The following is a 26,000-nucleotide window of genomic DNA, read 5'->3' as shown; positions in this document are numbered from 1 at the left end:
GGATCCATGTCTGGCACGGCGAACGGATAAACTCGACGCATCGCCTTTGTCGAGGAGCCTAATGACCTATCCGTCCGGACCGCAGGAACCGTGGCAGCAGCAGCCGCCGCAGCAGTTCGGTGGACCACCGCAGTATCAGCCGCCCGGGCCGTACGGGATGCCGCAGTACGGGGCCCCGCAGCCGTACGGGGCGCAGCCGCCGTATGGCGGCCCGCAGCAGTTCGGGGCACCCCAGCAGCCCTACGGCTACGGCATGCCACCGCAGCATTCGGGCGGTGGCCGTAAAGGCCTGATCATCGGCGGCATCGCGGCCGCCGTGCTGGCCGTGGTGATCGTCGTCGGCATAGTGCTCTTCCTCGTGCTGCGGCCGTCAGCCGACGAGCGGGCGATCATGAACACGCTCAAGGACATCGGCAACGCGGCGCCCGATTTCTCCGAGATGCGGCAGTACTACTGCCAGAGCGATCAGGAGATGTTCGATCTGCTCGACTCGAACCCGCTCAAGGATCTCGGGATCGACATCGAGCTGCCCAAGCCCACGCTCGAGCCGCCGACCGATTCAGCCGAATTCGGCGATCTCCAGGTCAACGGCAACAAGGCTACCCTTCCCGTCAAGGCCAAGGGACAGGACGGCACGCTGTACTTCCGCAAGGAGTCGGGCAACTGGAAGCTCTGCATGTCCGATGATCCGGCCATGCGCGGCCTGCGCTGAGCAGCCCGGTCAGTGGCGCGGCCGCGGTCGCGGTTGGCATTTGGGGCAGTAGAACGACGACCGGTTCATGAACTTCTCGCGCCGCATCACCGCACCGCACCGCCGGCACGGCTCGCCTTCCCGGCCGTAGGCGTCCAATGACCGTTCGAAGTAACCGGATTCGCCGTTGACGTTGACGTAGAGCGAGTCGAAGGACGTGCCGCCCTGGCCGAGGGCCTCGGTCATCACCTCGGTGGCGGCGTCGAGCAGTTCTGCGAGCCGTTTGCGGGGCAGCGACGCCGCGGCCCGCGTGCCGTTGAGTTTCGCCCGCCACAGCGCCTCGTCGGCGTAGATGTTGCCCACCCCGGACACCACGGTCTGGTCCAGCAATTGGCGTTTGATCTCGGAATGCTTGTGCCGCAACACCGTAACCACGGCGTCCCGGTCGAACCGGGGGTCGAGCGGATCCCGCGCGATATGCGCGACGGGCTCGGGCACATCGGTGCCGTCGACCGTGACCATGTCGGCCAGCTGCCAACCGCCGAACGTGCGCTGGTCGACGAAGCTCAGCGCGGTGCCGTCGTCTAGCAGCGTCGCGATGCGCAGATGGCGATCGTTGGTCACCGGGCCCAACAGCATCTGCCCACTCATCCCGAGATGAACCACAAGGGCCGCACCGTCTTCCAACGTCAGCCACAGGTATTTGCCACGCCGGCCCGTGCCCGAGATCTGCGCGTTGAGCAGCCGGGCGGTCAGATCGGCAGGGCCCGCTTCGTGGCGGCGCACGGCGCGCGGGTGATGCACCCGCACGGCGGTGATGGTCCGTCCCGCGACGTGCTCCTGCAGCCCTCGGCGAACGACCTCTACCTCGGGCAGTTCAGGCATCGGTGGTCATGCGTCGTCGAGCGCCTTCCATGCCGCGGCCGCGGCCTTGAGTTCGGCTTCCTTCTTGGTGCGCCCGACACCCTTGCCGTATTCGGCCTCGCCGACCAGCACCGTGGCGGTGAATTCCTTGTCGTGGTCGGGACCGGTCGAGGTCACCAGGTAGGACGGCGCACCCATGTTGCGGGCCGCGGTCAACTCCTGCAGGCTGCTCTTCCAGTCCAGGCCGGCGCCCAATGTCGGTGCGGTGTCGAGCAACTCGGCGAACAGCCGCAGGATCACGGCCCGCGCGCCCTCCAGGCCGTGTTCCAGATAGATTGCGCCGAGCAGTGATTCGACGCCGTCGGCCAGAATGCTCGACTTGTCGGCGCCGCCGGAGTTCTCTTCCCCTTTGCCGAGCAGCAGATGCGCACCCAGCCCGCCGTCACTGAGCCCCCGGCCCACGTCCGCAAGTGCCTGGGTGTTGACGATGCTCGCACGCAGCTTGGCCAGGTCGCCTTCGGACCGGTCGGGATGGCGGTGGTAGAGCTCCTCGGTGATGGTCAGGCCCAGCACCGCGTCGCCGAGAAACTCCAGCCGCTCATTGGTTGGCAGACCACCGTTCTCATACGAGTAACTGCGGTGGGTCAACGCGATGGTGAGCAACTCCGCCGGAAGCGCCACACCCAAAGCAGTCAGCAGATCTTGGTGACCATCACTCACGAGCCGCCCCCGGCCTGGTCCTCGTCGGTCGGCATCAGTTTCGCGAGCTTCGCCCAGCGGGGATCGATCTGCTCGTGCTGATGATCCGGCCCGGCAGACGCCAGCGGCACGCCGCACTGCGGGCACAGCCCCACACAGTTCGGACGGCACAGGGGCGAGAACGGCAATGCCAGGCCGACCGCGTCGGTGATCGGCTGCTCGAGATCGATGGTGTCGGGCCGGCCGCGATCTCCGCTGACCCGACCGATCTCGTCGGACTCACTGGTCTCGTCGGTCGTGCTGTCGGGATAGGCGAACAACTCGGTCAAGTCGATCTGCACATCGCCGGTGATCTCGGTGAGGCACCGGGCGCACTCGCCGACGGTCGGTGCCGAGACCGTCCCCGTCACCAGTACGCCCTCGGACACCGATTCCAGCCGCAGGTCGAGTTCCAGTGGGGCACCGGCCTCGATGGCGACCAACTCCGCTCCCATGCGGGCCGGGCTCGGCACCGTCTCGGTGAGCGTCATCATCGAACCGGGCCGCCGGCCCAGTCGAGACACGTTGATAACCAGCGGCGATTGTGACTCGCGGTGCCTGCCCCCGCTCGCATGCGTCGCCATGCAGCAATCCTACGGCGGCGCCTCAGCTATTGACGACGAGTTCTGGTTGTCGTGTCCGTCAGCGCGTCGCGTAGTCGTGCGTGCCCGCTGCGGTACGTAGCTGATGACGGCCGCGCCCCACGGAACGCAGCGTCCCGTTCAAGAACTCTTCGAACTCGGCGAGTTTGCTGTCGACGTAGATGTCGCACTCGCCGCGGAGCCGGTCGGCCTCGGCGTGCGCAGCGTCGACCAGGCGGGTGGCCTCGGCAGTTGCGGTCGAGACGATCTCGGTCTGTGACACGAGACGCTGCTGTTCCTTAATGCCTTCCTGCACCGCGCGCTCGTACGAGAGGTTGCCGTTCTCGATGAGTCGGTCTGCCTCGGCCTTGGCCCGGCCGGTGCTCGCCTCGTACTCACGCTTAGCTGCGGCGTTCAGCCGGGCAGCTTCCTCGCGTGCCTCGCCGACCATCCGCTCACTGTGCTGGCGAGCCTCGGCAACCATACGGTCAGCCTGGGCCTTGGCGTCGGCAAGAAGTCGATCGGCTTCTCCCCTGGCGTGATTGAGCATTCCGTCGGCTTCTGCGTTGGCCGACGACATTACCGACTCGGAGTGCTCCTTGGCCTCCCGCAGCAAAGAGTCACGAGCATCGAGCACGTCTTGTGCGTCGTCGAGTTCGCCGGGAATGGCGTCCTTGATGTCATCGATCAATTCCAGAACGTCCCCACGCGGAACCACGCAGCCCGCCGTCATCGGCACGCCGCGGGCTTCTTCGACGATCGCGCCCAGTTCATCGAGCGCTTCAAAAACTCGGTACACGGCTAAACCCTCCAGGCGTCGTTGTTAGTGACTAGTGTGCCTGGTGTTACGCCTGTGACTGGGGAGCACGATCGGTGTGTCGCCAGCGGGGCACCGGCACGCTGTATCCAACGCCAGTATGACAACCCGGGTGACCTGCCGCTTTCGCGACCGACGTCACGCCGGGCCCCGCCGGCGACACCCGTCACCGGACTGCCGCGCCGATGAGGTCGCGGGCTCGGTCCAGCATCGACGCGAACGGGCCGACAGCGAAGTTCAGCTTGGCCGACTCGACGCCGGGGTGAGGCCGGGTCGGCGCGATCGCCTCGGCGGCCTGAACGGCCTTGGCCATGCGTTCCAGGTCGTCGGAGTCGAGCTTGCGCTGCAGCTTGTCGAACTCCTCGTGTTCCTCGTGCTCGGCGTGGTCGACGACGGCATCGCGGAACTTGGCGAGTTCGGCGAGGAATTCCTTGGAGTCGATGTCCATGCTCTCCAGGTCCGACAACTGTTGCTTGGCCGCATGCTCTTCCTGCAGCCGGGCGTCGACGATCTCGTCGCCGTGGGCCACCACACTGCGGGCGCGCGGGTGGACCACCATCTCCTCCGCGGTCTCGTGCACTGCGAGGAGCTGGCGCAGGTCGACGAACGCCTTCTCCCTGGCTTCGGTGCTCGACGCCGAGAAGACCTCCTCGAACAGATCCTTGATCAGGTTGTGCTGATCCTTGAGGAACTTGACGACGTCGTCGGTGGATTGGACGAATGTGTTCGGCACAGCGGTACCTCCGATTGATCCGGGTGCAATGGATGGGCGCCATGGGCTGTTGTGCGCCATCCGGTATTTACCCGGCGGGGGCGTGAGCTAACCGTTGAGCTTTTCCTGCAGCCTGCGGTTGACGGGCTCGGGCAGCAGCGCCGACACGTCGCCGCCGAGCGAGGCGACTTCTTTGGCCAGCGACGACGACACGAACGAATACTGCGGTGTGGTGGCCACGAAGAAGGTGTCGACGCCCGCGACGTGCTTGTTCATCTGGGCCATCTGCAGCTCGTACTCGAAATCGGTACCCGTGCGCAGGCCTTTGACGATCGCCGTCAGCCCGCGCGACTTGACGAAGTCGACCACCAGGCCCTGACCCGACTCGACCCGCAGATTCGGTAGGTGTCGGGTCGATTCGCGGATCATCGCCATCCGCTCGTCGAGATCGAACATGCCCTTCTTGTTGGGGTTCACCAGGACCGCGACCACGACCTCGTCGAACTGCGCGGCCGCACGCTCGAAAATGTCGACATGACCGAGAGTCACCGGGTCGAAGGATCCGGGGCATACCGCGCCACTCATGGATGACGACGCTACAGGGCCGACAACAGCTGTCGGCCGCCACATCACACCTCGGCGAGCTCGACGCGGGTGTCGCCGTACCGGCGTGCGCTCAACGCAGTCCAGCCGGCAGGCCAGCCGGTCGGTTCACTGTTGGCCCGGCGCTCGACCATCACCACGGTTCCAGTGCCGACCCAACCGCCCACGGCGAGCGCGAGCACCATCGCGTCGACCGCGGACGCGCCGAGGTCGTAGGGCGGGTCGGCGAGCACGAGATCCATTGCCCTGTCGGCGCCTGCCGCGAGCACGGTTTCGACACTGCCCCGCCGCACCGACGCGCCCGCGACCCCGAGGGTCGCGACGTTCTTCGCGATCACCGCCGCGGCCCGCTGGTCCGCCTCGACGAAAAGCGCCGAGGCCGCTCCGCGGGAAATGGCTTCCAGGCCAAGCGCTCCGGATCCCGCGTACAGATCGAGCACATCGAGGCCCGTGAAATCCAGCCGCGCGGACAACGCGTTGAACACCGCTTCGCGCACCCGATCCGAGGTCGGTCGGGTTCCCCTGGGCGGGACCGCGATTCGGCGACCCCCCAGCGTCCCGGCGATGATGCGGGTCAGTCTGATCCCCCGGTCGCTTCGCTCCTGCCCGCCGAACCGACCACCACCAGCAGGTCTCCCCCCTCGACCTGGGCGGTGGCGGAGACGGCGACACGGTCGACGGTGCCCGCCTTGGGTGCGGTGATCGCGGCCTCCATCTTCATGGCCTCGATCGTGGCGATGGTCTGCCCGGCCTCGACCGCATCGCCCGCCGACACGGCGACCGTGACCACACCGGCGAACGGGGCCGCCACATGATCCGGGTTGGCCTTGTCGGCCTTCTCGGCGGCCGGAACATCGCTGGCGATGCTGCGGTCGCGCACCAGAACCGGACGCAGTTGTCCGTTGAGGATGCACAGCACCGTGCGCATGCCACGCTCGTCGGCGTCGGAGATCGCTTCGAGCCCGATGAGCAGTTCGACGCCGCGTTCCAATTCCACGCGGTGCTCCTCGCCTTGGCGAAGGCCGTAGAAGAACTGATTGGTGCTGAGCCGCGACGTGTCGCCGTACTCGTCGCGATGCGCCTCGAATTCCCGTGTGGGAGCCGGGAACAGCAGCCGGTTCAGGGTGGCCTGACGCTTCACGCCCGGCGCGGCCAGCGCGGCCTCGTCCTCGGGGGACAGTTCCTGTTCGGGCTTGGCCGGGCCCCGGCCCGCCAAAGCCTTGGTGCGCAACGGTTCCGGCCAGCCGCCCGCGGGGTCACCGAGTTCGCCTCGCAGGAAACCGATCACGCTGTCGGGGATGTCGTACTTCGCGGGGTCGGCCGCGAACTCGTCGGCCGTCACGCCCGCACCGACCAGAGCCAGCGCGAGATCTCCGACCACCTTGCTCGACGGAGTCACCTTGATCAGCCGGCCCAGCACCCGGTCGGCACCGGCGTAGGCGTTCTCCACGTCCTCGAACCGATCCCCCAGTCCAAGTGCGATGGCCTGCTGACGCAGATTGCTGAGCTGCCCACCCGGGATCTCGTGGTGATACACCCGGCCCGTCGGCCCTGGCAGCCCGGATTCGAACGGCGCGTACACCTTTCGCAGCGCTTCCCAGTACGGCTCCAGATCACACACCGCACTCAGCGAAAGGCCGGTGTCGTACTGCGTGTGGGCGGTCGCCGCGACGATCGCCGACAGTGCGGGCTGGCTCGTCGTCCCGGCCAACGGTGCGGCCGCACCGTCGACGGCCGACGCCCCGGCCTGCCACGCCGCGAGGTACGTCGCGAGCTGGCCGCCCGGTGTGTCGTGCGTGTGCACATGCACCGGTAGGTCGAACCGGGACCGCAACGCGGACACCAACGCCGCGGCGGCCTGCGGCCGCAGGAGACCGGCCATGTCCTTGATGGCCAGGACATGCGCGCCGGCATCGACGATCTGCTCGGCCAGCTTCAGGTAGTAGTCGAGCGTGTAGAGGTTTTCGGCCGGGTCGCTCAGGTCACCGGTGTAGGACATCGCGACTTCTGCGATGGCCGTTCCGGTTTCCCGAACCGCGTCGATCGCGGGACGCATGGACTCGACGTTGTTGAGCGCGTCGAAGATCCGGAAGATGTCGATACCCGTCGCGGTCGCCTCGGCCACGAACGCCGACGTGACCAGTTCCGGGTACGGCGTGTAGCCCACCGTGTTGCGGCCGCGCAGCAACATCTGCAGACAGATGTTCGGCACAGCCTCGCGCAGCGCGGCCAGCCGCCCCCACGGATCCTCTTTCAGGAAGCGAAGCGCCACATCGTAAGTCGCACCACCCCAGCACTCGATCGAGAGCAGCTCCGACATCGACCGCGCCACGTACGGCGCGACCTTCAGCAACCCCGACGAGCGCAGCCGCGTGGCCAGCAGCGACTGGTGCGCGTCGCGGAACGTCGTGTCGGTGACGCCCACCGCCGGGCTGTCCCGCATCCACCGCGCGAAACCCTCGGGGCCCAGTTCGGTCAACCGCTGCTTGGAACCCGCAGGCGGAGCCGCGGCCAGGTCGAGCGCAGGCAGTTTGTCGTTGGGGTACACCGTCGACGGCCGCTCGCCGTGCGGCTTGTTGACCGTCACGTCGGCCAGGTAGTTCAGGATCTTGGTGCCGCGGTCGGCCGGCGTGTGCGAGGTCAGCAGCTGCGGGCGGTCGTCGATGAACGACGTGTTCACCCGGCCCGCCCGGAAATCGGGATCGTCGAGCACGGCCATCAGGAACGGAATGTTGGTCGAGACACCGCGGATCCGGAACTCGGCGAGCGCACGCCGCGCGCGCACCACAGCGGTCGCGAAATCGCGGCCGCGGCACGTCAACTTCACCAGCATCGAGTCGAAGTGGGCCCCGATCTCGGCGCCGGTGTGGGTGCCACCGTCGAGGCGGATGCCCGCGCCACCCGGCGACCGGTACCCGGTGATACGCCCGGTGTCCGGACGGAACCCGTTGGCGGGATCCTCGGTGGTGATCCGGCACTGCAGCGCGGCGCCACGGATCTGCACCGAATCCTGGCTCAGCCCGAGCGATTCCAGCGACTCACCGGACGCGATGCGCAACTGCGACGACACCAGGTCCACATCGGTGATCTCCTCGGTCACCGTGTGCTCGACCTGGATGCGCGGGTTGCATTCGATGAACACGTGATGGCCACGCTCGTCGAGCAGAAACTCGATGGTGCCCGCACACGAGTAGTTGATCTCCCGCGCCAGTGCCACCGCGTCGGCGCAGATCCGTTCGCGGACCTCGGGGTCGAGGTTCGGGGCCGGCGCCAGCTCGATCACCTTCTGGTGGCGCCGTTGCACGCTGCAGTCCCGTTCGAACAGGTGGATGACGTTGCCGTGGGTGTCGGCCAGGATCTGCACCTCGATATGGCGGGGGTTGATCACCGCCTGCTCGAGATAAACCATCGGATCGCCGAACGCCGCGTCGGCCTCCCGGCTGGCGGCCTCGATGGCCTCGGGCAGCGCGTCCGGATCGGTCACCCGGCGCATGCCGCGCCCTCCACCGCCCGAGACGGCCTTGACGAACAACGGGAACGACATGTCGGCGGCCGCCGCCACCAGCTCGTCGACCGACGCCGACGGCTCCGAAGACGCCAGCACCGGCAGCCCCGCCGCGCGTGCCGCCGCGATCGCGCGCGCCTTGTTGCCGGTCAACTCCAACACGTCGGCCGACGGGCCGACGAACGTGATGCCCGCTTCCACACACGCCGAAGCCAGCTCGGGGTTCTCGGACAGGAAGCCGTATCCGGGATAGATGGCGTCCGCGCCAGCGTGGCGGGCCACCCGGATGATCTCTTCCACGGACAGATAGGCCCGCACCGGATGGCCGGCCTCACCGATCTGATACGACTCGTCGGCCTTCAACCGATGCAGCGAATTGCGATCCTCATACGGATACACCGCGACGGTCGCGATGCCCATCTCGGTCGCAGCACGGAACGCACGAATCGCGATTTCACCACGGTTGGCGACGAGGAGTTTGGAGATCACGCGCGATACCCTAACCGCCAGGTTGTTTCCGGTGTGTTAAACGAGTGTCGACCAGTAGTCCCAGAATCGGACCAGGATCAACAGCACCAGGGTGGTGAACCACAGGGCCACCAGCGACCAGCGCCACTCGTACACGATCCGCGCGACCGGATTGCCTGCGAGCGGTCGCAGCGCGATCGACGTCGTCACCACCAGCAGCGGGATGGTCACCGACCATACGACCATGCAGTACGGGCACAGCGCACCGATGCGGTAGAGGCTCTGGAAGATCAGCCAGTGCACGAACGCGGCGCCCAAAAGGGTGCCGACCGCCAACCCCGCCCAGTACCAGCGCGGCAGGCGCACCTTCGCGACCGCGAGCACCCCGGTGACCACCACGACGCTGAACGCCACGATGCCGATCATCGGGTTGGGGAATCCGAACACCGACGCCTGCGGGGTGACCATCACCGAACCGCAGGACAGCACCGGGTTGATGCTGCACGACGGGACGTATTTCGGGTTGATCAGGATTTCGATCTTCTCGTACGTCAGCGTCAGTGACGCCGCGAGACCGACCACACCGGCGATCAGCACCCACACCGCGCTGGGCCGGCCGACGGCCACGGCCGACGACGTCTGGGTCGCGGGCTGATCGGACTCGGCCGGCGCGGCGACGGTCATGGGTGCGTCGACCCAGCGGGAGCAGGCGCGGCGGGCGCTGGCGCAGCGGGAGCGGGCGCGGCGGGAGCAGGCGCAGCGGGCGCGGGAGCCTGTGCGCCCGGCGCACCGGGGGCGGACGCCGGAGCAGCCGGCGCACCCGGTGCGACGGCCTCCAGGCCGGGCACGTCACCGACGATCTCCTTGACCTTGGCGACCAGATCCTGCGGTGTCGTCGGCTTGTAGTCCTCTCCGTTGATCCGGATGGTCGGAGTGGCCTGGATGCCGGTGGCCCCTGCCATCTTCTTGACCATGTCCACGTAGCTGCCCTTGTTGATGCAATCCGGTACGCCGCCCGTGACGCCGGACTGCCGGGCGTATTCGATCAGCTGCGCGTTGTCGGGATACACGCCGCTGTTCTCCTGCGGCTGGATCTTCTCGTTGAACAGCGCGGTGTGGAAGCGGCGGAACGCGTCGATGGACTCGTCGGCCACGCAGTACGCCGCACTACCCGCGCGGGACGAATAGCCGTTGCCTGCGCTGTCGAGAATCGCGACCATGTGGTAGTCGGCCGCGACCGCGCCGGTGTCGATCAGCTTGGAGATCGTGGGGCCGAACGAGCGCTCGAAGTTGCCGCAGGCCGGGCACAGGAAGTCTTCGTAGAGCCCGATCACGACTTTCGGGTCGGTGGTGCCCTCACTGGTGATCACCTTGTCGGACGCCACGCGGATGGCCCGGCCGTCTTCCTTCGACTTGCCCTGGGTCACGATGTAGATCACCAATGCCGCGGCAAACACGACGACCACCGAGGTCAGGCCGATCTGGATCAGCAGGTTGCGCTTGCGGTCGGCTGCCTTGAGGTCGTATTTGGCGGTCTTTTTCGGTTTGGCCACGGGACCAAGCGTACCGGCGCTGAACTGCCCGACCTCAGGCGTGGCTGAGATGCGCGCGCAGCGCCGAGATCATCGCGGTGGTCGCGGTCGCGCTGCCCCCGCCGAGCGGGAAGAAGTTCGCGAACGCGTGGGTCAGTGACCGTTCTTCGCGCAGATCGACCAGTACACCCGCGTCACGCATGGCCAGCGCGTAGCGGTTGCCCTCGTCGCGCAGCGGATCGAATCCCGCGGTGTACACCAGCGCCGGTGGCAGGCCCGAAAGATCCTCGGCCAGCAGCGGCGACACCACGGGGTCGTCCGGTTCGACGTCGGCGCCGTCGAGGTAATGGGCGGCGAACCAGTCCATGTCGGGTTTGGTGAGGTAGTAGCCGTGGGCGAACAGGGTCCGCGATCGCGTGTCGCTCGACCAGTCGGTCACCGGGTAGAGCAGCAGCTGCAGCGCCGGCAGCGGCAGATCGTTGTCGCGGGCCTGCTGGGATACCACCGCCGCGAGGTTGCCGCCCGCGCTGTCACCGCCGACCACGATTCGCGACGCGCCGAGCCCCGCGGCATGGTCGAGTGCCCACTCGTAGGCCGCATAACAGTCGTCGAACGAGGACGGGGCCTTGTGTTCGGGTGCGAGCCGGTAATCCACCGACAGCACCTGGATGCCGCCGTCCCGGCAGATCAGCCGGCACAGACTGTCGTGGGTGTCCAGGTCGCCGATCACAAAACCCCCGCCGTGAAAGAACAGCAGCAGCGCCGTCGGGCCCGCGGCGGGGCGGTCGCACACGTAGCGACGCGCCGGGATCGGTCCCGCAGGGCCCGGAATCGAGATGTTCGTCACGTCCACATGGATGCGGGTCCGCAGCATCGCCGCAGTTGTCCGCAGTTGTTCACGCGACGCCGGGACGGAGTCACGGTCGGAGACCAAGCCGCCCAATCCCGACGCACGCTGGGCCGCCAGCATGAACTGAAGTGTCGTGTCGAGGGTGTTGCCGTCGACGGTCACGGTCCGTCCACCGAGCAGCAGCCGCTTGCGCCGATCGGGGATCCGCGGAATCGCGTTGAGGGTGAAGTCGGTCGCCCGTTCCAGCAGAGCGCCCTTGACCCCGTCCCGGCCTGGCAGACTTTCGGACATGGCAGCTCCCTCTGTGAATCCGCGCGTGACGCTCAACGACGGTAATTCGATACCCCAGGTCGGGCTGGGAGTCTGGCAGACCCCTCCCGAAGACACCGAACGGGCGGTCGTCGCCGCCCTGCAAACTGGGTACCGGCACATCGACACCGCCGCGGCGTATCAGAACGAGACCGAAACCGGGCGGGCCCTGGCGGCCTCAGGAGTACCGCGCGACGAGGTGTTCCTGGTGACCAAGCTGTCGAACAGCGACCAGGGTTACGATGCCACGCTCGCCGCGTTCGACGCCAGCATCGCGCGCCTGGGGGTCGACTATCTGGATCTCTATCTCATTCACTGGCCGGTGCCCGCGAAGAACGCCTACGTCGATACGTTCAAGGCGTTCGCGCACCTGCGCGATCAGGGCCGGATCCGCTCGATCGGGGTGAGCAATTTCGAACCCGAACACTTGAAGATCCTCATGGACACCACCGGCATCGTCCCGGCGGTGAACCAGATCGAATTGCATCCACTGTTGCCCCAGCAGGAACTTCGCGAGGTGCACGCGCAGCTGGGCATCGCGACCGAGGCGTGGAGCCCGCTTGGTCAGGGCTCGTTGCTCGCCGATCCGGTGGTCACCGGGATCGCCGAAAGCCGGGGCAAAACACCCGCGCAGGTACTGATTAGGTGGCATATCCAGCTGGGTAATATCGTCATCCCGAAGTCGGTGAACCCAGAACGGATTGCGAGTAATTTCGACGTGTTCGATTTCGAACTCAGCGAACAGGATCTCGCGTCCATCGCGTCCCTCGCCAATGGGACACGTCTGGGGCCCGATCCTCGAACCTTCAACTTCACAGGGTAGGTGACATGACCCCATCGGCTGGGGAAGCGGCGGTCCCGACCGTCACACTCAACGACGACAAGACGATTCCCGTCGTCGGGCTCGGTGTCGGCGAGCTGTCCGACAGCGACGCCGAACGGGCGGTATCGGCAGGGCTCGAAGCGGGCTACCGGCTGATCGACACCGCGGCGGCCTACGGAAACGAGGCCGGAGTCGGCCGGGCAATCGCCGCGTCGGGCATTCCGCGCGACGAGCTCTTTGTCACCACCAAACTGGCCACGCCTGACCAGGGTTTCTCGTCCTCGCAGGACGCGGCGCGGGCCAGCCTGGAGCGGCTCGGGCTCGACCACGTCGATCTCTACCTCATCCACTGGCCCGGCGGTGACACCGGTAAGTACGTCGACAGCTGGGGCGGCCTCATGAAGGCCCGAGAGGACGGCCTCACCCGCTCGATCGGCGTATGCAACTTCGGGCCCGAGGAACTGTCGACGATCATCCACCTGACCTTCGTCACCCCGGCCGTCAACCAGATCGAGCTGCACCCGCTGCTCAACCAGGCCGCACTGCGCGCGGCCAACGCCGAACACAACATCGCCACCGAGGCGTACAGCCCGCTCGGCGTCGGCAAGCTGTTGAGCAACCCCGCTGTCACCGCGGTCGCCGACGCCCACGGCAAGACTGCCGCGCAGGTGCTCCTGCGCTGGAACCTTCAGCTCGGCAACATCGTGATCTCGCGTTCGGCCAACCCCGAGCGCATCGCCTCGAACCTCGACGTGTTCGATTTCGAGCTCACCGACGACGAGATGGCAAGCCTCAGCGGCCTCGACGACGGCACCCGGTTCCGCCCGGACCCCGCGACGTACACGGGCACCTAGTCCGCCGAGGCGGTCATGGTGCGCCCCAAGCACCGAGCTGGACGCGCACGGCCGCGGTGACGCGGCCGGTGTCGCCGGTGGCCAGCAGGTCGAGCAGCGCGCCGCGCAACACAGCCAATGCCGCGGTCCGGCGCGCCATGCCATCGTCGCCGTTGCGTTCTTGCGCCGGTTGACATTTCGCCAGAACGGCCAGCCAGTCCTCGACCGTCGCGCGGGCGAAGCCGGCCCACGCGCCGTCGGGTTCGACGAGTGAACGGGTGTAGGCCTCGGCCCACAACGTGAGCAGGGGCCGACGTTCCTCGGCGGCCAGCCACCCCCAGACCTGCTCGACGGCGCCTGCGAGGCCGGCGCCGTCGAGGCCGTGCGGCAGGCGGTCGAGGAGCGCGAGTTCGTCCGTGCGTGCCCGCGCGAGCAGTTCGCGCACCAAACCGTCCTTGCTGCCGAACAGGAACAGCAGCACCCGCGGGCTCGAGCCGATGGCCGCCGCGAGCGGGCGCAGCGACATGTCGCCCAGGCCGTGACTGAGCGCGTACTGGTAGGCCCGCTCCAGCAGCTCGACGCGTCGGGCTGAGGGGGTTGTTTCGTCCACGGACACGTTGGTAGCCTACCGCTACTGAAACAGGTGTTTCAGTAGCTTGGAGGTACGCCATGCTGCAACAGGCCGACCAGTCGCGGATCACGCTGCGCCGGGCGGATCGTCCGGGCGACCTTGGCTGGGTGGTGATGGCCCACGGTGAGGTCTACGCCCGCCAGTTTGGCTGGGACTCCGACTTCGAAGCACTCGTGGCCAAGATCGTGGCCGACTATGCGGCGCACCATGACCCGGCCCGGGAAGCCGGCTGGATCGCCGAGGTGGACGGCGAACGGGCGGGCTGCATCTTCTGCGTGGCCGACGAGGCACCCGGCGTGGCCAAGCTGCGGATCCTGCTGGTCACCCCTGAGGCGCGGGGCCTCGGACTGGGCTCCCGCCTGGTCGAGCAGTGCCTGCGCTTCGCGCGTGACGCCGGCTACCGCCAGGTGACCCTATGGACCAACGACGTGCTGGTGGCGGCTCGAAAGATCTATCAGCAGTTCGGTTTTCGCCTCGTCGACGAGGAACCGCACCACAGCTTCGGCCAGGATCTCAACGGTCAGAACTGGCTACTCGACCTCTGAGGTTCCGCCGAACAGACACGAAATCCCCTAAAACAGGGCAGGTTCAGGGGATTTCGTGTCTGCTCGCGGGAAGTCAGGCCACCGGGCAGGTGGCTGCGGCCTCGCGCAGCACCACGGCCGACGGTGCGTCGACGGGCAACCCGTAACCGCGCAGCACCTCGGCGAACTGCACCGAATACTGGCACCAGAACGCCTGGTTGGGCGGCATCCAGTGCGCGGGTTCCTGATCCCCTTTGTCCTGATTCGCCTGGCCTTGCACGGCAAGCAGATTCGCCGGGTCGTTGGCGAACCGCAGCCGCAGATCGTCCGGCCAGTTTCTGGCACCGAGATCCCACGCGAGCGCCAACGGCACGATGTGATCGATCTGCACCGAGGCGCCGACCTGGTTGCCGCGCACGAACGACACCACGGCGTTGGTGTACGGGTCGTGCAGTGTTCCGGTAGCCACCGCGTTGGGGCACCGTTTGATCGAGACGAACGTCTTGTCAGACAGATCCCGGTTCAAGATGTCGTTGCGCGTGTCGCATCCGTTGTGGCCGCCGGGAGCGGAATTGTCGTCGTCCCACGCCTCGCCGAACGCCGCCCGCCGGTAGTCGTTGCCGCGCACGCGCTGCGGGACCTCGGCCACGCCGGTCAGCACGTCAACTCCGGCCTGCACCCTCGGGGTGTCGGCCAGCGCCACGAACCGGTCGGACCGCTGCACGCTCAGCGTGACCTGAACCGCCACGATCACCGCGAGCACGACCGCGCCGGCGAGCCACCACACCCGGCGGCGACTCATGCCTTGTCCAGGTACTCGACCCGGTCGGTGTCGACGAATTGCGCCGCCAGCAGCGCCATCCCGGGATCGTCTGGATGCTTCTCGTACAGCGACTCGCAGAACTCGCGAGCGTCGGTGATGACCCCCAGATGGTCGGCCAGCGACAGGAAACGCAGGTTGATTCTGCGCCCGGATTGGTTGAGCCCCAAAACATCCCCTTCCCGGCGCTCGGCCAGGTCGAGGTCGGCGAGGGCGAATCCGTCGAGCGTGGCGGCGACGGCCTTGATCCGCTCGCCGGCCTTCGACGATTCGGGCAGCCGCGTCGCCAGCAGACACAGGCTCGGGTGTTGCCCGCGGCCGATGCGACCGCGCAGCTGGTGCAGCTGGCTGATACCGAACCGGTCGGCGTCCATCACCACCATCACCGTGGCGTTCGGCACGTCGACGCCCACCTCGATGACCGTGGTGCACACCAGGACGTCGATCTCTCCGGCCCGGAACGCCGCCATCACAAGATCTTTGTCCTCACCGGACAGGCGGCCGTGCATGAGACCGAGCCGCAGCCCCGCGAGCGGACCCGCGTTCAGCCGGTCGAAGAGCTCGAGCACGGTCACCGGCGGCGGGCCGCCCTCCCCCTTGTCCTGATCCGATTCGTCGATGCGCGAGGCCACCACGTAGGCCTGGCGGCCTGCGCCCACCTCTTCACGGATGCGGGCCCAGGCTCGGTCCAGCCACGCGGGTTTCTGCGTCACGAAGATCGTGTTGGTGGTGATGGGTTGGCGCCCTCGCGGAAGCTCACGCAACGTCGACGTTTCCAAATCGCCGTAGACCGTCAGCGCGACCGTCCGCGGAATCGGGGTAGCCGTCATCACCAGCAGATGCGGAGTCAGGCCGTCACGGGCCTTGGCGCGCAACGTATCCCGTTGCTCCACCCCGAACCGGTGTTGCTCGTCGACCACCACCATGCCGAGGTTGTGGAACTCCACGGTCTCCTGCAGCAACGCGTGGGTGCCGATGACGATGCCTGCCTCTCCCGAGGCCACCTCACCGCGCACCTGACGCTTCTGTTGCGGTGTCATCGATCCGGTCAGCAGGGCGATGCGGGTACCGTCGTCCGCGCCGCCGAGCTGACCCGCCATGGCCAGCGGCCCGAGCACTTGCCGGATCGACCGGGCATGTTGGGCGGCAAGCACTTCCGTGGGCGCGAGGAGCGCACACTGGTACCCCGCGTCGACCATCTGCAGCATCGCCAGCACCGAGACGATGGTCTTGCCCGAGCCGACCTCGCCCTGCAGCATGCGGTTCATGGGCCGGGTCGACGCCAATTCGGCTGAGATCACGTCGAGCACCTCGGCTTGCCCCTCGGTGAGCTCGAACGGCAGCCGGCCGGCCATCGCGGCGGCGAGGCCGTGGTGGGTGCGAGGTGCCGGCGGCCCGGATTCGCTGAGCTCACCGTACCTGCGGGCCACCAGGCCCCATTGCAGACCGAGTGCCTCGTCGTAGGTCAGTCGTTCGATCGCGCGGTCCCGCTCCGCCGAGTTCTCGGCGGTGTGGATGGCCCGCAGCGCCTCGTCCTCACTCATCAGATCGCGCTCGCGGACAAAGGATGCCGGCAACGGCTCTGGGATGGGATCCAGCACCGCGAGCACCTGGCGCACGCACGCGTAGATGTCCCAGCTCTGCACCTTGGCGCTGGCCGGGTAGATCGGGAAGAAGTCCCGTTCGAACGCGGACAACAACTCGTCGCCCGTGGCACCCGAACTGGTGGCGATGGTCTTCATGGCCTTGCTGCCGGGTGTCTTGCCCGTGGGCGAATCCAGCACCAGAAACGCTGGATGCGTCAATTGCATTGTGCCCTTGAAGAATCCGACCTCACCGGACAGCATGATCCTGGTTCCCGTCGGCAGCTGGTCGACCATCCAGCCCGCGTTGAAGAACGTCGCGGTGACCTTGGGGCGGTGATGACCGAGCGTGATGCGCAGCCATTTGCGGGTGCGCTTGCCGGGCTGGCTGCGCATCAAACCGTCCTTGGTCTCGGTGATCTCGTCGACAAACGTGACGTGCTCGCCTTCTTCGAGATCGAGCGCCTCGTCCTCGCCGCGCACCGACATACCCTCGCTGTACTTGCGCGGGTAGTGCCGCAGCAGATCGTTGACGGTCCGCAGCCCGAAATGCTCGTAGAGCTTGTCGGCGGTCTTCTTGCCGAGAACGAAGTCGAGGCGGTCGGCGAGGGTGGCCATTACTCGACCCCGATCAACAACGCGTCGCCGCGGTGGCCGGTGTGGTAGGTCACCAGTTCGGCACCCAGGTGGTGACGATGCACGTGCGCCTGCAGCGCTTCACCGACCGCGGCGTCGACGCCCTCGCCGGTGAGCACCGTGACCAGCTCGCCGCCGGCGACCAGCAGCAGGTCGATCAAGCCGGCCGCCGCGGCCGTCACGTCCGGTCCCACGATCAGCACCTCGTCGCCCGCGATGCCGAGGCCGTCACCCGGTTTGCACGTGCCCGCCCAGGTCAACGCCTCTTCGGTGGCGACCCGCACCGAGCCGTGCCGCGCACTGGCGGCGGCCCGGGCCATGGTGTAGCCGTCGTCGACAGCCTGCCGGTCCTCGTCGTGCACGGCCAGCGCCGCGAGGCCCTGCACCATGGACCCTGTCGGCACGGGCACCACGTCGATACCCCAGCCGATGGCCGCCGTGCAGCCGGCCACCAGCTCCTCTGCCGCCACATATCCGTTGGGCAGCACCATCACCTGCGCCGCACCGACATCGACGAGCGCGCGCAGCAGTTGTTTGGCCGTGACCGGTTCGGTGGCGTCGGGACGCAGCACGTGCGCGCCCTCGCCACCGAACAGTTCGGCACCACCGTCACCGTCGACGACGGCGAGTACGGCCCGTCCCCTGGCCCAGCCGCCGGCCGAGCGCGCACCCGTGGTGCCCGTCAACGCGGTGATCTGGATGCGGCGCAGCACACCGACGGCCAAGCCGGCCTCGACCGCGGCGCCCGCATCGTCGACATGGACGTGCACCGAGTACTGGTCGGTGTCGGATGTGGCGATCGCGACCGATTCCCCGAGCTTGTCGAGCTCGCCGCGCAACCGCTCGATCGCGTCGAGACCGCAGCCGCTCAGCAGGTACATCACCTCGAACTGGGGTGGCGCCGCTGTCCGGGACATCAGTGCCGATGGCGACGACGACGGCTGGTAGGCCGGCCGATGGCCGGTGTTGCCGCCGACCGTGCCGGTCAGCGCGTCGAGCAGCACCAGAAGGCCACGCCCCCCGGAATCGACCACACCGGCCTCGGCCAGCACGTCGAGCTGTTCGGGGGTTTCGTCCAGCGCGGCCGCCGCGGCTTCCGCCGTCGCCTCCATGACCCCGACGAGTTCTACTCCCTCGGCCGCGCTGTGCTCGGCTGCCGCGGCCGCGGCCTGCAGCACCGAGACGATGGTGCCCGGCACCGGATCCCCCATCGAGCTGACCACCAGGCCGACCGCGTGCCGCAACGCAGCACCGAAGAGCTCACCGTCGATATCGGCGAGGTCACCCTCGCGCTCGGCGGCGGCAGACGCGATGACCTCCGCGAAGCCCAGCAGGATCTGGGACAGGATCACGCCGGAATTGCCACGTGCACCCTGCAGCGCGCCGGCGGCCAAGGCTGCCGCGACCGCCGCGACGTCCCGGCCTGGCGGTTCGGCATCGACATGCGCCCAGGCCGAGCGCATGGTGAACAGCATGTTGGTGCCGGTGTCGGCGTCGGCGACCGGGAACACGTTGAGCCGGTTGATCTCGTCGGTGTGCGTGATCAGGTCACCGACGGCCGTGTGGGCCCAGTCCCGCAGGGCGGAGGCGTCGAGCCGCCGAGCAGACATCGGACCTCCCATATCCCAACTGCGCGTGGCCGTCAGCCTATCCAGTCGCAGCGACATTCCCGATGAGAGCATCACTGCCTGTGGACAACCTTGCGGCGACGTTCACGGGCCGTTTTGGCGATACCTTGGCCTCCCGGTATCCTGGTCAGGTTGTCGGGTCGAGCCGCGTCGGTTTGCGGCGGACTGGCCCAGACCCCAAGTACTGATTTCGAGGAGTTGTTGATATGGCTGCCGTCTGCGATATCTGCGGCAAAGGGCCGGGCTTCGGCAAGTCGGTGTCGCACTCGCACCGGCGGACCAGCCGACGCTGGGATCCGAACATCCAGTCGGTGCGCGCCGTGACGCGCCCCGGCGGCAACAAGCAACGCGTGAACGCGTGCACCTCGTGCATCAAGGCAGGCAAGGTCAGCCGCGGCTGACCCGGCCCAGCGCCGTCGTTTAGCGAACGGTGGGCGGGGTATGTGTTGTCGGCATGACCTCGCATCGCCTCGCCCATTCTTCGCTGTACACCTTGATCTGTGGTTTTGCCGCTGCTGCGGTTCTCGTGGCGTGCGGTGGCAGTGACTCCGGCGACGAATCGACGTCCGAATCGACTTCGCCGCAGACCTCCACCACCAGTGAAAGCACTGTCGTCGAGACGACCGTGCAGACGTCGGTCTCGCTCGCACCGACCGCACCTCCGTCCGCACCACCGGTAGAGACTACTGAGGGCAACGGAGACGCCACGATCGAGATCCCCTCGCCGCCGGCGATCCCGTCGCCGCCCGCGATTCCGGCACCTCCGGCGATTCCTTCACCGCCGCCTATCCCGATGCCGTGACCGCACGTGCGGTCAGGGCAGCCGCCAGTCGATCGGCTCGGCGCCCTGTTTCTGCAGCAATTCGTTGGCGCGGCTGAACGGCCGTGATCCGAAGAACCCGCGCGACGCCGACAGCGGCGACGGATGCGGTGATTCGATGGTCGCGCAGCCGCCCTCTGCCAGCATCGGTTTGAGCGTCGACGCGTCCCGTCCCCACAGCACCGCGACCATCGGTTGCCTGCGTGCCACCAACGCTCGGATGGCGCACTCGGTCACCGCTTCCCAGCCCTTGCCGCGGTGGGATGCCGGATTGCCCGGCTGCACGGTGAGCACCCTGTTGAGCAGCAGCACACCCTGCTGCGCCCACGGCGACAAATCACCGGTGGAAGGCTGCGGGTGACCGAGATCCTCGGCGTACTCGGTGAAGATGTTCGACAGGCTGCGCGGCAGCGGGCGCACATCGGCAGCCACCGAAAAGCTCAGCCCCACGGCATGACCGGGGGTGGGGTAAGGATCCTGACCGACGATCAGCACGCGCACCTGATCGAAGGGAAAGCTGAAGGCGCGCAACACATTCTGACCCGCAGGCAGATAACGCCTGCCGGCTGCGAGCTCCTCGCGCAGGAATTCGCCCATCTGGGCGACCTGCGCGCTGACGGGCTCGAGGGCGCGCGCCCAGCCGGCCTCGACGAGTTCGTTCAAGGGACGCGCGGTTGTGGAACTGGTCTTCACATGCGCCGTCATCAATTGCTCCTCACGTCCGCATCACAACAAGCCAACGTAGCAAGCGGCTACCGGAATGACTGCCATCCCGGGTCTCCGGACCATTGCGTGCCGTCGACCGTCACCCCCGCAGGGCCGTCGACCACCCGCCCGATCGCGCGCCAGCCGTCGGGAACCGCGCCGGGGAACGTGGCAACCAGGGCATGATCTTCGCCGCCGCCCAGCACCCAGTTCCAGGGATCCTCGCCTGCCGTAGCGGCCGCCCCCGCGAGCGCGGCACGGTCGGCATCGAGCAACCCGGTGTGCAGGTCGATTTCCACACCAGAAGCCGATGCAATGTGCCCGAGATCTGCGAGCAGGCCGTCAGACACATCGGTCATCGCACTCGCCCCCGCCGTGGCCGCTGCGGCACCCTGTCCGTACGGCGGCTCGGGCACCAGATGGCGGCGACGCAGCTCGGTGTGATTGTCGATTCCCTTGATCCACAACGAATATCCGGCTGCAGACGGTCCCAGGGCGCCGACCACCGCGACGGTGTCACCGACACGGGCGCCACTGCGAAGGACGGGCGGGCGCCCTCCGAGGTCGCCCAGCACCGTGACGGATATCACCCACTGCGGTGCCCGCACGAGATCACCGCCGACGATGCTTGCGCCGAACCGACGGGCCTCGTCCCACATACCGTCGGCCAGCTCGACCGCGGCGGCCGTGTCGGTCTCGGCCGGCGCACCGAAGGCCACCACGAACGCGGTCGGCCGCCCGCCCATCGCCTCGACATCGGCGGCGTTCTGGGCGATCGCCTTGCGACCGATGTCGTGTGGCGTCGACCAGTCCAGCCGAAAGTGCCGTTCCTGCACCAGCATGTCGGTCGACACCACGACCCGGCCGTCGGCGGCGGTCACGATCGCCGCGTCGTCGCCAGGTCCGAGCGCCACGGTCCCGGGTTGCTCACGTCCGGCCACCAACCGGTCGATGACCGCGAATTCGCCTACCCCGCCCAGACTGTCGTCGGAGGCGTCAGCGGATTGCTCGCCGACCATGTCACCTCCTGCCCGAAGCTGTCGTGCCCTGAACACAGACCCGACCTGCGGTAGGTTTGGTCCCTGCGGCGAGGAGTCTATGCAGCGACACGGAGGAGAGCAGCCGGTGGTAGAGGCTTATGTGCTGATCCAGACCGAGGTGGGCCGCGCCGAGGTCGTCGCCAAGCAATTGGCCACGCTGCCCGGCGTGGTCTCGGCCGAGTATGTGACCGGCCCTTATGACGTCGTGCTGCGGATCTCGGCCGAAACCCTGGAGGCCCTGCGGTCTGACGTCGTGCCCGGCGTGCAACGGGTCAGCGGTATCACCCGCACCTTGACCTGTCCGATCGCCGCGGCGGCGCACCCATAGAGTTGAGGGTGTGACCGACCCGGTTTCCGACGACGGACCTCCACGCACGCTGCTGATCGCCGCGGTCGTGGTGGCTGTCTCGGCGTTGATCACGGTGCTGGGGATCGCGGCCGCCCGGCAACAGTCACCGGAGAAAGCTCCGGTGGCGATTTCGTCGGTGCCTGCGCCGCAGGCCGACAGCCCCGAGTGCCGCGATCTGCTGGCCGCGCTGCCCGAGCAGCTCGGTGACTTCCGGCGGGCCGAGACCGTCGAGCCGACACCGCCCGGCGCCGCGGCGTGGCAGGCCGGGACCGGCGAGGAGCCCGTGATCCTGCGGTGCGGCCTGGAACGGCCGGGTGACTTCGTCGTCGGAACAGCCCTGCAGGTCGTCGACGCCGTGCAGTGGTTCCGCATCGGCGACAACACCGTGAGCGAGGCCGGCCCCACCGATCCGGGCGACCAGGGCCGCAGCACCTGGTACGCGGTGGACCGCCCGGTGTACGTCGCACTGACCCTGCCCGCCGGCGCCGGCCCGACGCCGATTCAGCAGCTTTCCGGCCAGATCAACCGGACCATGCCGGCCCGGCCCATCGATCCGGCCCCCGCGCGCTGAGGCGTCAGCGCAGTCCGGTCCCCCGCGCCAGCGCGGTCTCGACCATGGTGGCCAGCAAGGTCGGGTAGTCCACGCCGCTGGCCGCCCACATGCGCGGGTACATCGAGATGGTGGTGAAGCCGGGCATGGTGTTGATCTCGTTGATCACCGGCCCGTCCTCGGTCAGGAAGAAATCGACCCGAGCGAGGCCCTGCCCGTCGATCGCGGTGAAGGCGCGGACCGCGAGCCGTCGCACCTCGTCGGCAATGTCGTCGTCGACCTTGGCGGGTACGTCGAGTTCGGCGGCATCCACCAGATATTTGGTGGCGAAGTCGTAGAAACCGTCCTCGCGGCCCCGCACGCCTGCCACCCGGATCTCCCCCACGGTGCTGGCCTCGACCGAACCGTCCGGGAACTCGAGCACACCACACTCCAGTTCGCGACCGGGAACCGCGGCCTCGACGATGACCTTGGGATCGTGCCTGCGGGCCAGTTCGATGGCCGCGGGCAGCTCGGCCCACGACGTCACGCGACTGACACCGATCGAGGATCCGCCGCGCGCGGGTTTGACGAACACCGGCAGGCCAAGACGCTCGCGCTGTTCGAGTTCGACGGTGGCGTCCTTCGGGCGCAGCACCACCTGGTCTCCGATGGGCAGCCCCTCGGCGGCCAGCAGCTTCTTGGTGAATTCCTTGTCCATGCCCGCGGCGCTCGACAGCACACCCGACCCGACATACGGAACGCCTGCCAGCTCGAGGAGACCCTGGATGGTGCCGTCCTCGCCGTAGGGTCCGTGCAACACCGGGAACACCACGTCGACCGACGTGAGCACCTCCCCCGCACCGGCGCCGAGCGACAGCAGCTGACCACTGCGGCTGGGGGCGGCGGGCAGGGCCAGCTCGGTGCCCGAAGCCTCGGTGACCTCGGGAAGCTGGCCGTCGGTGATGGCGAGCGTCTCGGGCCTGCCGTCGGTCAGCATCCACGAACCGTCGGGGGTGATTCCGACCGCCACCACCTCGAAACGCTCGGGGTCGAGATTGCGCAGGATGCTACCCGCCGACACACAGGAGATCGCGTGCTCGGAGCTACGTCCGCCGTAGACGACGGCGACCCGGATACGGGATCCGGTCTGATTGCGGGCAGTCACAACCTACAGAGGCTACCGGCTGGGCCTGACGTCGCATTTCGGCACGTCGCTGCACCGGTGCTGAGCTGGGGTTATCTCACGACAGTGCGGCTTCGACATCACGAAGCAAGTCGTCGGTGTCCTCGATGCCCGCCGAGATACGGGCGAATCCGGACGCGACCGGATCGCCCCACCTGGCCCGCCGGTCCACCGAGGTGTGAATCCCACCGAAACTCGTCGACGCGATCAACAGCGCGCTGCGTTCGACGAGCGCGTGCACGGCCGCCGCGTCGGCCAGTTCGATGGACACCAATCCGCCGAATCGCTTCATCTGCGTCGCCGCCAGTTCGTGTGCCGGGTCGTCCGGCAGGCCCGGATACCGCACGGAACGCACCGCCGGATGGCTGCGCAACATGACGGCCAACGCATGGGCGTTCTGACACTGCCGCTCGAATCGCAGCCCGGCGCTGCCGAGGCTGCGCAACACCAGCCAGGCCTCGAAAGCCCCGAGGATCGGACCCGCCAACAGGCGATCCCGCTCCACCGCGGCCATGAGTTCGGGCTGACTGCCCGCGACGTAACCGGCGATCAGGTCGCTGTGTCCCGACAGCGACTTGGTGGCACTGGCCACCACCAGATCGGCCCCGAGCGAAAGAGGTTGCTGGCCCAGCGGGGTGGCGGTGGTGTTGTCGACGACGAGGGTGCCGCCGCGGCTGCGGCAGGTCATCGCCAGCCGGTGCAGATCGACGACGTCCAGCCCCGGGTTCGCGGGGGTCTCGGCCAACACCACGTCGGCCTCTGCGGCCGCATCGCACATCTCGGCCGTGGCAGCTTCGACGACAGTTATCCCTTGTGGTGCAAGGTATTCCGCAGCATAACGGCGCACCTGGTAATAGCCGTCGGATGGAACCACCACGGTCGCACCGGGTTTGGCCACGACCCGCAGCACCGACGTGATCGCCGCCATTCCCGAGCCGAACGTGAGCGCCGCGGCCGCACCCTCCAGTTCGGCCAGCGCCGCCTCCAGTTGGCGCCACGACGGGTTCGAGCTACGCCCGTAGCTGTCGAGCGGCTCGGTCTCGTCGGGCGAAAGGTGATACGTCGAGGCCGGAATCGGCACCGGAGCCACTGGCCGACCCGGGATCGACTCGGATCCAACGGCTTTGACACTTCGAGTGGAATCGCCGTATGCCCCATCCATACTCACGCCTTCCTCCTCAGGTCCGGAGAGCTCCTACTCGGGTTTGGTGCTGCGGCCCAACAACAGCGCGACCGCCTCGTCGACCGACAGGCCCTTGTGACAGACCCGGTGCACCGCGTCGGTCAACGGCATCTCGACGTCATAACTGGAGGCCAGCGCGAGCACCGATTCGCACGACGAAACGCCTTCGGCCACGTGGCCACCCGCGGCGATCAGCGCCGACTCCATGGTCCCGCCCTTGCCCAGCCGCTCACCGAACGACCGGTTGCGCGAGTGCGGCGATGTGCAGGTCGCGACCAGATCGCCGACGCCGGCCAGCCCGGCCAGCGTCGCGGGTTGGGCGCCCAGCGCGATGCCCAGTCGCATGATCTCGGCGAGCCCGCGCGTGATGATGGCCGCGATGGTGTTCTCGCCCAGACCCACGCCGACCGCCATGCCACAGGCAAGGGCGATCACGTTCTTGCAGGCACCGCCGACCTCGGCACCTATCACGTCGGAGTTGGTGTACGGGCGGAAGTACCCGGTGGCCAGCGCCCGCTGCAGGGCCACCGCGCGCCCGGAGTCACCGCACGCCACAACGGTTGCCGCCGGCTGCTCGTCGGCGATCTCGCTGGCCAGGTTCGGGCCGGTCACCACACCCACGCGCAGCGGATCGGCGCCGGTGACCTGAACGATGACCTGGCTCATGCGCATCAGTGAACCGAGTTCGATGCCCTTGGCCAGGCTGACCAGCGTCACGTCGTCGCCGATCAGGTGCTTCCAGCCGTCGAGGTTGACCCGGAGCTGTTGCGCGGGCACCGCGAGCAGCACCGTGCACGCTCCGGCGAGCGCCTCCGCGGGATCACTCGTCGCGCGGATGGCTGCGGGCAACACGACGTCGCCGAGGTAGGCGCTGTTGCGATGCGCGGCGTTGATCTCGTCGGCGACCTCGGGGCGCCGGGCCCACATCGTCACCGGATTACCCGCATCCGCCAGCACCTTTGCCAATGCCGTTCCCCACGCACCGGCGCCCATGACCGCAGCTTCCACCACGGCTTCACCCTAACGCGGGTGATCGGCCC

27 protein-coding genes are annotated in these 26,000 nt (G+C 67.8%); 7 read left to right on the top strand and 20 right to left on the bottom strand.

Annotation, left to right across the window (positions count from 1 at the left end):
* Positions 1-61: 61 nt before the first annotated feature.
* The gene (locus G6N67_RS26630) at positions 62-712 is read left to right on the top strand and encodes an Rv0361 family membrane protein (protein WP_051578970.1); all 651 of its coding nucleotides are present in this window, start codon (positions 62-64) and stop codon (positions 710-712) included.
* A gap of 9 nt (positions 713-721) precedes the next feature.
* On the opposite strand, the gene mutM is transcribed toward G6N67_RS26630, so the two are convergent.
* From mutM to G6N67_RS26575, 11 genes are all read right to left on the bottom strand, one after another.
* Entirely contained in the window at positions 722-1,576 is an 855-nt protein-coding gene (gene mutM / locus G6N67_RS26625; RefSeq protein WP_036436570.1) for a bifunctional DNA-formamidopyrimidine glycosylase/DNA-(apurinic or apyrimidinic site) lyase, read from the bottom strand.
* A gap of 6 nt (positions 1,577-1,582) precedes the next feature.
* Positions 1,583-2,275: a ribonuclease III gene (rnc, locus tag G6N67_RS26620; protein ID WP_036436568.1), complete on the bottom strand. Its 693-nt coding sequence runs from the start codon at positions 2,273-2,275 to the stop codon at positions 1,583-1,585.
* Complete coding sequence (locus G6N67_RS26615) at positions 2,272-2,877, bottom strand: YceD family protein (RefSeq protein WP_036436566.1); 606 nt, start codon at positions 2,875-2,877, stop codon at positions 2,272-2,274. The genes rnc and G6N67_RS26615 overlap by 4 nt, the downstream gene beginning before the upstream one ends.
* Before the next feature lie 58 nt (positions 2,878-2,935).
* Positions 2,936-3,673: a cell division protein SepIVA gene (gene sepIVA, locus G6N67_RS26610; RefSeq protein ID WP_036436564.1), complete on the bottom strand. Its 738-nt coding sequence runs from the start codon at positions 3,671-3,673 to the stop codon at positions 2,936-2,938.
* Positions 3,674-3,857: 184 nt separating this feature from the next.
* The gene (locus tag G6N67_RS26605) at positions 3,858-4,424 is read right to left on the bottom strand and encodes a hemerythrin domain-containing protein (RefSeq protein ID WP_036436562.1); all 567 of its coding nucleotides are present in this window, start codon (positions 4,422-4,424) and stop codon (positions 3,858-3,860) included.
* An 87-nt stretch (positions 4,425-4,511) separates the two neighbouring features.
* On the bottom strand, positions 4,512-4,988 hold the full coding sequence (coaD, locus tag G6N67_RS26600; protein WP_036436560.1) for a pantetheine-phosphate adenylyltransferase: 477 nt from the start codon (positions 4,986-4,988) through the stop codon (positions 4,512-4,514).
* A gap of 44 nt (positions 4,989-5,032) precedes the next feature.
* Entirely contained in the window at positions 5,033-5,584 is a 552-nt protein-coding gene (rsmD, locus tag G6N67_RS26595) for a 16S rRNA (guanine(966)-N(2))-methyltransferase RsmD (RefSeq protein ID WP_051579098.1), read from the bottom strand.
* Positions 5,581-9,000 carry a pyruvate carboxylase gene (locus tag G6N67_RS26590; protein ID WP_036436558.1) on the bottom strand — a complete coding sequence of 1,140 codons (3,420 nt, stop codon included), beginning with the start codon at positions 8,998-9,000 and terminating at the stop codon, positions 5,581-5,583. Before G6N67_RS26590 ends, rsmD begins: the two co-directional genes overlap by 4 nt.
* Positions 9,001-9,036: 36 nt before the next feature.
* Positions 9,037-9,663, bottom strand: a complete 627-nt coding sequence (locus G6N67_RS26585; RefSeq protein WP_036436556.1) for a vitamin K epoxide reductase family protein — start codon at positions 9,661-9,663, stop codon at positions 9,037-9,039.
* Positions 9,660-10,532: a DsbA family protein gene (locus G6N67_RS26580; protein ID WP_036436554.1), complete on the bottom strand. Its 873-nt coding sequence runs from the start codon at positions 10,530-10,532 to the stop codon at positions 9,660-9,662. The genes G6N67_RS26585 and G6N67_RS26580 overlap by 4 nt, the downstream gene beginning before the upstream one ends.
* Before the next feature lie 34 nt (positions 10,533-10,566).
* Positions 10,567-11,652, bottom strand: a complete 1,086-nt coding sequence (locus tag G6N67_RS26575; RefSeq protein WP_036436552.1) for an alpha/beta hydrolase — start codon at positions 11,650-11,652, stop codon at positions 10,567-10,569.
* A gap of 13 nt (positions 11,653-11,665) precedes the next feature.
* Between G6N67_RS26575 and G6N67_RS26570 the strand changes: the two genes are divergently transcribed.
* Both G6N67_RS26570 and G6N67_RS26565 read left to right on the top strand, forming a co-directional pair.
* Entirely contained in the window at positions 11,666-12,493 is an 828-nt protein-coding gene (locus G6N67_RS26570; RefSeq protein WP_036436550.1) for an aldo/keto reductase, read from the top strand.
* A gap of 5 nt (positions 12,494-12,498) precedes the next feature.
* Positions 12,499-13,347, top strand: coding sequence for an aldo/keto reductase (locus G6N67_RS26565; protein WP_036436548.1), 849 nt, complete (start codon positions 12,499-12,501; stop codon positions 13,345-13,347).
* Positions 13,348-13,360: 13 nt separating this feature from the next.
* Here G6N67_RS26565 and G6N67_RS26560 read toward each other — a convergent pair whose 3' ends face one another.
* A complete protein-coding gene (locus tag G6N67_RS26560) occupies positions 13,361-13,936 on the bottom strand; it encodes a TetR/AcrR family transcriptional regulator (RefSeq protein WP_230022203.1) in 576 nt (191 codons plus the stop codon).
* Between the two features lie 59 nt (positions 13,937-13,995).
* On the opposite strand from G6N67_RS26560, the gene G6N67_RS26555 reads away from it, so the two are divergent.
* Positions 13,996-14,502: a GNAT family N-acetyltransferase gene (locus G6N67_RS26555; RefSeq protein ID WP_036436544.1), complete on the top strand. Its 507-nt coding sequence runs from the start codon at positions 13,996-13,998 to the stop codon at positions 14,500-14,502.
* A 73-nt stretch (positions 14,503-14,575) separates the two neighbouring features.
* On the opposite strand, the gene G6N67_RS26550 is transcribed toward G6N67_RS26555, so the two are convergent.
* The 3 genes from G6N67_RS26550 to G6N67_RS26540 are packed head-to-tail and all read right to left on the bottom strand — an operon-like array spanning position 14,576 to position 19,130.
* Entirely contained in the window at positions 14,576-15,283 is a 708-nt protein-coding gene (locus G6N67_RS26550; RefSeq protein ID WP_036436542.1) for an HNH endonuclease family protein, read from the bottom strand.
* Positions 15,280-17,502 (bottom strand): ATP-dependent DNA helicase RecG, encoded by a 2,223-nt coding sequence (gene recG, locus G6N67_RS26545; RefSeq protein ID WP_036436540.1) that lies wholly within the window; start codon positions 17,500-17,502, stop codon positions 15,280-15,282. The genes G6N67_RS26550 and recG overlap by 4 nt, the downstream gene beginning before the upstream one ends.
* Complete coding sequence (locus tag G6N67_RS26540; protein WP_036436538.1) at positions 17,502-19,130, bottom strand: fatty acid kinase ATP-binding subunit FakA; 1,629 nt, start codon at positions 19,128-19,130, stop codon at positions 17,502-17,504. The genes recG and G6N67_RS26540 overlap by 1 nt, the downstream gene beginning before the upstream one ends.
* Before the next feature lie 224 nt (positions 19,131-19,354).
* Here G6N67_RS26540 and rpmB point away from each other — a divergent pair, with 224 nt between their 5' ends.
* Positions 19,355-19,549, top strand: a complete 195-nt coding sequence (gene rpmB / locus G6N67_RS26535; RefSeq protein ID WP_036436537.1) for a 50S ribosomal protein L28 — start codon at positions 19,355-19,357, stop codon at positions 19,547-19,549.
* Positions 19,550-19,962: 413 nt separating this feature from the next.
* Here the strand turns inward: rpmB and G6N67_RS26530 are convergent, their stop codons facing one another.
* Together G6N67_RS26530 and G6N67_RS26525 are read right to left on the bottom strand one after the other, a co-directional pair.
* Positions 19,963-20,673, bottom strand: a complete 711-nt coding sequence (locus tag G6N67_RS26530) for a uracil-DNA glycosylase (protein ID WP_036436535.1) — start codon at positions 20,671-20,673, stop codon at positions 19,963-19,965.
* Positions 20,674-20,720: 47 nt separating this feature from the next.
* Entirely contained in the window at positions 20,721-21,692 is a 972-nt protein-coding gene (locus G6N67_RS26525; RefSeq protein WP_036436533.1) for a thiamine-phosphate kinase, read from the bottom strand.
* A gap of 106 nt (positions 21,693-21,798) precedes the next feature.
* Here G6N67_RS26525 and G6N67_RS26520 point away from each other — a divergent pair, with 106 nt between their 5' ends.
* Both G6N67_RS26520 and G6N67_RS26515 read left to right on the top strand, forming a co-directional pair.
* Complete coding sequence (locus G6N67_RS26520) at positions 21,799-22,041, top strand: Lrp/AsnC ligand binding domain-containing protein (protein ID WP_036438313.1); 243 nt, start codon at positions 21,799-21,801, stop codon at positions 22,039-22,041.
* A 10-nt stretch (positions 22,042-22,051) separates the two neighbouring features.
* On the top strand, positions 22,052-22,633 hold the full coding sequence (locus G6N67_RS26515; protein WP_036436531.1) for a DUF3515 domain-containing protein: 582 nt from the start codon (positions 22,052-22,054) through the stop codon (positions 22,631-22,633).
* Positions 22,634-22,637: 4 nt separating this feature from the next.
* Here the strand turns inward: G6N67_RS26515 and G6N67_RS26510 are convergent, their stop codons facing one another.
* The 3 genes from G6N67_RS26510 to G6N67_RS26500 form a co-directional block, all read right to left on the bottom strand.
* On the bottom strand, positions 22,638-23,759 hold the full coding sequence (locus tag G6N67_RS26510) for a D-alanine--D-alanine ligase family protein (protein WP_036436529.1): 1,122 nt from the start codon (positions 23,757-23,759) through the stop codon (positions 22,638-22,640).
* 76 nt (positions 23,760-23,835) lie between these two features.
* Positions 23,836-24,939, bottom strand: a complete 1,104-nt coding sequence (locus G6N67_RS26505; RefSeq protein ID WP_036436527.1) for a cystathionine gamma-lyase — start codon at positions 24,937-24,939, stop codon at positions 23,836-23,838.
* A gap of 33 nt (positions 24,940-24,972) precedes the next feature.
* Positions 24,973-25,971, bottom strand: a complete 999-nt coding sequence (locus G6N67_RS26500; RefSeq protein WP_179976754.1) for an NAD(P)H-dependent glycerol-3-phosphate dehydrogenase — start codon at positions 25,969-25,971, stop codon at positions 24,973-24,975.
* Between the last annotated feature and the right edge of the window lie 29 nt (positions 25,972-26,000).

This window comes from Mycolicibacterium mageritense (genome assembly GCF_010727475.1).
GTDB lineage: Bacteria > Actinomycetota > Actinomycetes > Mycobacteriales > Mycobacteriaceae > Mycobacterium > Mycobacterium mageritense.
This window is presented reverse-complemented; position numbering and strand designations above follow the sequence as displayed.